The sequence below is a fragment of the Pseudonocardia sp. SID8383 genome (assembly GCF_009864975.1).
In the GTDB taxonomy this organism is placed as follows: Bacteria; Actinomycetota; Actinomycetes; order Mycobacteriales; family Pseudonocardiaceae; genus Pseudonocardia; species Pseudonocardia alni.
In genome coordinates this window covers 1-5,273 of record NZ_WWFY01001178.1, presented here as the reverse complement: position 1 = coordinate 5,273, position 5,273 = coordinate 1, and the positions used below count along the sequence as shown (strand labels likewise).

At 75.0% G+C, this 5,273-nt stretch carries 7 protein-coding genes; 5 read left to right on the top strand and 2 right to left on the bottom strand.

What is annotated here, in order from left to right; all coding sequences use genetic code 11:
* On the bottom strand, nucleotides 1–390 hold a 390-nt coding region (locus GTW08_RS32315), incomplete at its 3' end, for a DNA glycosylase AlkZ-like family protein (protein WP_202417838.1).
* Between the two features lie 93 nt (nucleotides 391–483).
* Here GTW08_RS32315 and hisD point away from each other — a divergent pair.
* From hisD to GTW08_RS28730, 4 genes are read left to right on the top strand one after another with little or no spacing between them, the layout of a single operon-like run.
* On the top strand, nucleotides 484–1,812 hold the full coding sequence (gene hisD / locus GTW08_RS28745; protein ID WP_073574068.1) for a histidinol dehydrogenase: 1,329 nt from the start codon (nucleotides 484–486) through the stop codon (nucleotides 1,810–1,812).
* Complete coding sequence (locus GTW08_RS28740; protein ID WP_073573894.1) at nucleotides 1,809–2,930, top strand: histidinol-phosphate transaminase; 1,122 nt, start codon at nucleotides 1,809–1,811, stop codon at nucleotides 2,928–2,930. Before hisD ends, GTW08_RS28740 begins: the two co-directional genes overlap by 4 nt.
* An 11-nt stretch (nucleotides 2,931–2,941) precedes the next feature.
* Complete coding sequence (gene hisB / locus GTW08_RS28735) at nucleotides 2,942–3,541, top strand: imidazoleglycerol-phosphate dehydratase HisB (protein WP_208623216.1); 600 nt, start codon at nucleotides 2,942–2,944, stop codon at nucleotides 3,539–3,541.
* Between the two features lie 36 nt (nucleotides 3,542–3,577).
* Entirely contained in the window at nucleotides 3,578–4,630 is a 1,053-nt protein-coding gene (locus tag GTW08_RS28730) for an LLM class flavin-dependent oxidoreductase (RefSeq protein ID WP_073573892.1), read from the top strand.
* Here the strand turns inward: GTW08_RS28730 and GTW08_RS28725 are convergent.
* Entirely contained in the window at nucleotides 4,597–4,779 is a 183-nt protein-coding gene (locus GTW08_RS28725) for a hypothetical protein (RefSeq protein WP_073573891.1), read from the bottom strand. The genes GTW08_RS28730 and GTW08_RS28725 overlap by 34 nt on opposite strands.
* A gap of 40 nt (nucleotides 4,780–4,819) precedes the next feature.
* Between GTW08_RS28725 and GTW08_RS28720 the strand changes: the two genes are divergently transcribed.
* Nucleotides 4,820–5,273, top strand: a 454-nt coding sequence (locus tag GTW08_RS28720) for a hypothetical protein (RefSeq protein WP_202417837.1), incomplete at its 3' end; no start/stop codon positions are given.

Genomic DNA, 5,273 nt, shown 5'->3' with positions numbered 1-5,273 from the left:
GGCGGCCTCGGCGTACCAGGCCTGCGGGTCGTCGACGCCGTCCGCCGCGAGCTGCCGCAGCAGGTCACGGCGCTGCACCGCGGCGACGTCCACGGTGGCCGCGTGGTGGGCCAGGGCGGCGTGGGCACGACTGAACACCCACAGCGTGCGGCGCATCGCGTGGTGGCGCAGCAGGGTCCGGTCCTCGTGCAGCGCCGCCGCGACCGGCGCCAGCGTCGGCGTCGCCATCCGGGCCGCCGCCGACAGGTACACCGAGACCGGGTCGGTGGAGTGCAGCGCGACCAGGTCGTCGCTGATCGCGACGACGTCGTCGGTGCGGGTGTGCGGGGCGAGCCGGTGCCGGGTCACCAGCCGGGCCCGGCGTTCGGCGTCGCTCACGTGGCGGGTCACGCCGCGGAGACTGCCACGGCCCACCGACGGCGAGGACGTGGCTCACCCCGCCGGGATGGGACCGTGCCGGACCGCCGCCGTATCCTGGGGGCCATGCTCCGCCGCCTCGACCTGCGAGCCGAACCGCTGCCCCGTCCGGCCACCCTGCGCGGCATGATGCCGCGCGCCGAGCTGGACATCGACGCCGCTCTGGAGCGTGCCCGCCCGCTGGTGGAGGACGTGCGCGACCGCGGCGCCGCCGCCGCGCTGGACGCCACCGAGCGCTTCGACCGGGTCCGTCCGGAGACCGTGCGCGTCCCGGCCGAGGCGATCTCCGCCGCCCTGCGCGATCTCGACCCGGACGTGCGCGCGGCACTGGAGAGCTCGATCGAGCGCGCCCGGATCGTGCACGCCGAGCAGCGCAGGCCCGACGTGGTCACCCAGGTCGTCCCCGGCGGCACCGTCACCGAGCGGTTCGTCCCGGTCCGCCGGGTCGGGCTCTACGCCCCGGGCGGGCTGGCGGTCTACCCGTCGAGCGTGATCATGAACGTGGTCCCGGCGCAGGCGGCCGGCGTGGAGTCGCTGGTCGTCGCCTCCCCGGCGCAGGCGGAGTTCGGCGGACGCCCGCACCCGACGATCCTGGCGGCGGCCGCGCTGCTCGGCGTCGAGGAGGTGTGGGCCGTCGGCGGCGCCCAGTGCGTCGCGCTGCTGGCCTACGGCGGCACCGATACCGACGGCGCCGAGCTGGAGCCGGTCGACATGGTCACCGGCCCCGGCAACGTCTACGTCACCGCGGCCAAGCGGATGCTGCGCGGCCTGGTCGGGATCGACGCCGAGGCCGGCACCACCGAGATCGCGATCCTCGCCGACGACACCGCGGACGCCGCGCACGTCGCCGCGGACCTCATCTCGCAGGCCGAGCACGACCCGAACGCCGCATCGGTGCTGGTCACGACCTCCGACGCGCTGGTGGAGCGGGTCGAGGCCGAGCTGGAGACCCGGGTCGGCGCGACCAAGCACACCGAGCGGGTGCGCACCGCGCTGACCGGGCCGCAGTCCGGGGTCATCCTGGTGTCCTCGACCGCCGACGGGGTCGCCGTCGTCGACGCCTACGCCGCCGAGCACCTGGAGATCCAGACCGCCGACTCCGGGGGCGACGCGGCGAAGGTCCGCAACGCCGGTGCGATCTTCGTCGGGGCCTGGTCGCCGGTGTCGCTGGGCGACTACTGCGCCGGGTCGAACCACGTGCTCCCGACCGGGGGCTGCGCGCGGCACTCCGGCGGGCTGTCGACGGCGACGTTCCTGCGCGGCATCCACGTCGTCGACTACGGACGCGCGGCGCTGGCCGAGGTCGCCGGCCGGGTCGTGACCCTGGCGAACGCCGAGGATCTGCCCGCCCACGGCGAGGCCGTGACCGCCCGGTTCGAGGGGGCCGGGGCGTGACCGCCGGGTCGACGGTCCGGCTCGCGGACCTGCCGCTGCGCGAGGACCTGCGCGGGAAGAGCCCGTACGGCGCGCCGCAGCTCGACGTCGCGGTGCGGCTCAACACCAACGAGAACCCGTACCCGCCGCCGCCCGAGCTTGTCGCCGACGTCGCCGCCTCGGTGGAGGAGGCGGCCCGTGAGCTGCACCGGTACCCCGACCGCGACCTCGTCGCGCTGCGGGGCGATCTCGCCGCCTACCTGTCCCGGCAGACCGGGGTCGAGCTGACCACGGCGAACCTGTGGGCCGCGAACGGGTCCAACGAGATCCTCCAGCAGATCCTGCAGACCTTCGGCGGTCCCGGCCGGACCGCGCTCGGCTTCGTGCCCAGCTACTCGATGCACCCGATCCTCGCCTCCGGTACGCAGACCGAGTTCGTCCCGGTGCCGCGCCGCGACGACTTCACCCTCGACATCGACGCGGCCGTCACCGTCCTGGCCGAGAAGGCCCCGGACGTCACGTTCGTGACCAGCCCGAACAACCCGACCGGGCAGTCGGTCGCCCCGGCCGACCTGGCCCGGCTGGTCGACGCCGCCCCCGGCATGGTCGTCGTCGACGAGGCCTACGCCGAGTTCGCCGAGGCCACCGGCCGCCCGAGCGCCACGACCCTGCTGGCGACGCACGGCCACAAGCTCGTGGTGTCGCGGACGATGAGCAAGGCGTTCGCCTTCGCCGGCGGTCGGCTGGGCTACCTCGCCGCCGCGCCCGCGGTGATCGACGCACTCCAGCTCGTGCGACTGCCCTACCACCTGTCGGTGCTGTCGCAGGCCGCCGCGCGGGCCGCGCTCCGCCACGCCGAGGCCACCCTCGGCTCGGTGGCGCTGCTCGCCGCCGAGCGGGACCGGATCTCCGGCGAGCTGGCCGCCGCCGGCTACGACGTCGTCGCCTCCGACGCCAACTTCATCCTCTTCGGACGCTTCGCCGACGCCGGCCGCGCCTGGAAGGGGTTCCTCGACCAGGGCGTGCTGATCCGCGACGTCGGCATCCCCGAGCGGCTGCGGGTCACCGTGGGCACGCCGGAGGAGAACGACGCCTTCCTCACCGCCGCCACCGACCTCGCCACCCAGGAGCTGTTGTGATGACCGACAAGGTGAGCCGCATCGGACGCGTCGAACGCGTCACCAAGGAGACCCGCATCGTCGTCGAGATCGACCTCGACGGCACCGGGCGCACCGACATCACCACCACGGTCCCGTTCTTCGACCACATGCTCGACGCGTTCGGCAAGCACGGCAGCTTCGACCTGTCCGTGCACGCCGAGGGCGACATCGAGATCGACTCCCACCACACCGTGGAGGACGTCGCGATCGTGCTGGGACAGGCGATCCGCCAGGCGCTGGGGGACAAGAAGGGCATCCGCCGCTTCGGTGACGCCTGGATCCCGATGGACGAGGCCCTCGCCCAGGCCGTCGTCGACGTCTCCGGCCGGCCCTACACCGTGTGCACCGGCGAGCCGGAGATGATGCGCGGCTTCGTCGTCGGCGGGCACTACCCGACCGTGCTGAACAAGCACGTGTTCGAGTCCCTGGCCTTCCACGGGCACCTCGCCCTGCACGTCCGGGTGCTCGACGGCCGCGACCCGCACCACATCACCGAGGCCGAGTTCAAGGCCGTGGCCCGCGCGCTGCGGGCCGCGACCGAGCCCGACCCGCGGGTCACCGGGGTGCCGTCCACCAAGGGCGCCCTCTGACGGAATGTTGAGCCCTCAACTTCTGTTGCAGAGGGCATGACGAAGATCGGGTTCCTGTCGTTCGGGCACCACGGAGAGGTCCCCGGGTCCCGGACCCCCACCGCCGCCGACGCGCTGCGCCAGACCGTGGAGCTGGCGCGTGCCGCGGAGGACATCGGCATCGACGGCGCCTTCGTGCGCGTGCACCATTTCGAGCGCCAGCTGGCCGCGCCGTTCCCGCTGCTCGCAGCGATCGCGGCGACCACCAGCCGGATCGAGATGGGCACCGGTGTGATCGACATGCGCTACGAGAACCCGCTCTACATGGCCGAGGAGGCCGCCGCGACCGACCTGCTCTCCGGCGGGCGGCTGCAGCTCGGCGTGAGCCGGGGCTCGCCCGAGATCGCGCTGAACGGCGCCGAGGCCTTCGGGTACCGGCCCGCCGACGGGCAGACCCACGCCGACGCCGCCCGCGCCAAGGCCAAGGTGTTCCTCGCCGCGATCCGCGGTGCCGGGGTGGCACCCGCCGACCCGTCCCGCACCCGCGGGCGGCACGTCGCGCTGCCGGTGCAGCCGCAGTCCCCGGGCCTCGGCGACCGGATCTGGTGGGGCGCGGGGACCCGGGCCACCGCCGAGTGGGCCGCGACCCAGGGCATGAACCTGCAGAGCTCGACGCTGCTCACCGAGGACACCGGCGAGTCGTTCGACCGGCTGCAGGCCGAGCAGATCCTGCGCTACCGCGAGGCCTGGGCCGCCGCCGGGCACGACCGCGCCCCGCTGGTGTCGGTGTCGCGCAGCGTCATCCCGGTCACGACCGACCTCGACCGCCGCTACTTCGGTGAGCGCGGCGAGGACGACCAGGTCGGGGTCCTGGACGGCGCCCGGTCCCGGTTCGGCCGCAGCTACGTCGGCGACCCGGACCGGATCGCCGCCGAGCTCGCCGAGGACGTCGCCGTGCGGGAGGCGGACTACGTGCTGTTCACCGTGCCCAACCAGCTCGGTGTCGAGTACAACGCGCACCTGCTGCGCTCGATCGCCGAGCGGGTCGCCCCGGCGATCGGCTGGGCGCCGGCCGGTCACCAGGTGGCGGCGGCGGTTCCCAGCAGCTGAGGCGGGCCGGGCAGCGGCGCGGGCCGGCCGTCGAACTCCAGGGGGAGCACGGGTTCGACGAGCCGGCCCATCGGCCCGTCGACGGCGTGCCGCCCGATGGTGGCCGCCCCGGGCCGGGGCAGGTCCGCTACCTCCGACGCGGCGAACATCCCGAGCCCCCGGACCGCACAGCTCGCCGGGCAGGTGACCGTGGAGCGCGACGGCACGCCCGGCCTGCCCGACGACGTCGCCCATGCCCTCGCCGTCCCCGGCGCCCGGATCCCGCTGCCGACCGTGCTCGTCGTCGGAGGACCTGCGGGACCGACCGCCGTCGACGCGGTCGGGACCGCCGACCCCGGCCTGGTGCAGCCGGGGGAGGTGGTCCTGTCCAGCCCGACGGCCGCCGCGCTCGGCCTCGCCGGGGGCGCGATTCTCGACGCCCGGTTCGCCGACGGCAGTGTCGTTCCGCTGCGGGTCGCGCGCATCCTGCCACCCGACGAGCAGCGCGGAGACCTCGTCGTCGACCGCTCCCAGGTGCGCGCGCACGATCCGGCGGCCCTCACCCGCACGGCGTTCCTGCCGGCGGGCGCGGTGCCCGACCCGCCACCGGCCGGGGTCACCGTGCGGGACGCGGCGGCCCACGCGGCCGCCGGGTACGCCGTCG

Coding starts and splice junctions, on each gene's coding strand:
- GTW08_RS28730 (WP_073573892.1), top strand. CDS start 3,578: ATGACGAAGATCGGGTTCCTGTCGTTCGGGCACCACGGAGAGGTCCCC.
- GTW08_RS28725 (WP_073573891.1), bottom strand. CDS start 4,779: ATGTTCGCCGCGTCGGAGGTAGCGGACCTGCCCCGGCCCGGGGCGGCC.
- hisD (WP_073574068.1), top strand. CDS start 484: ATGCTCCGCCGCCTCGACCTGCGAGCCGAACCGCTGCCCCGTCCGGCC.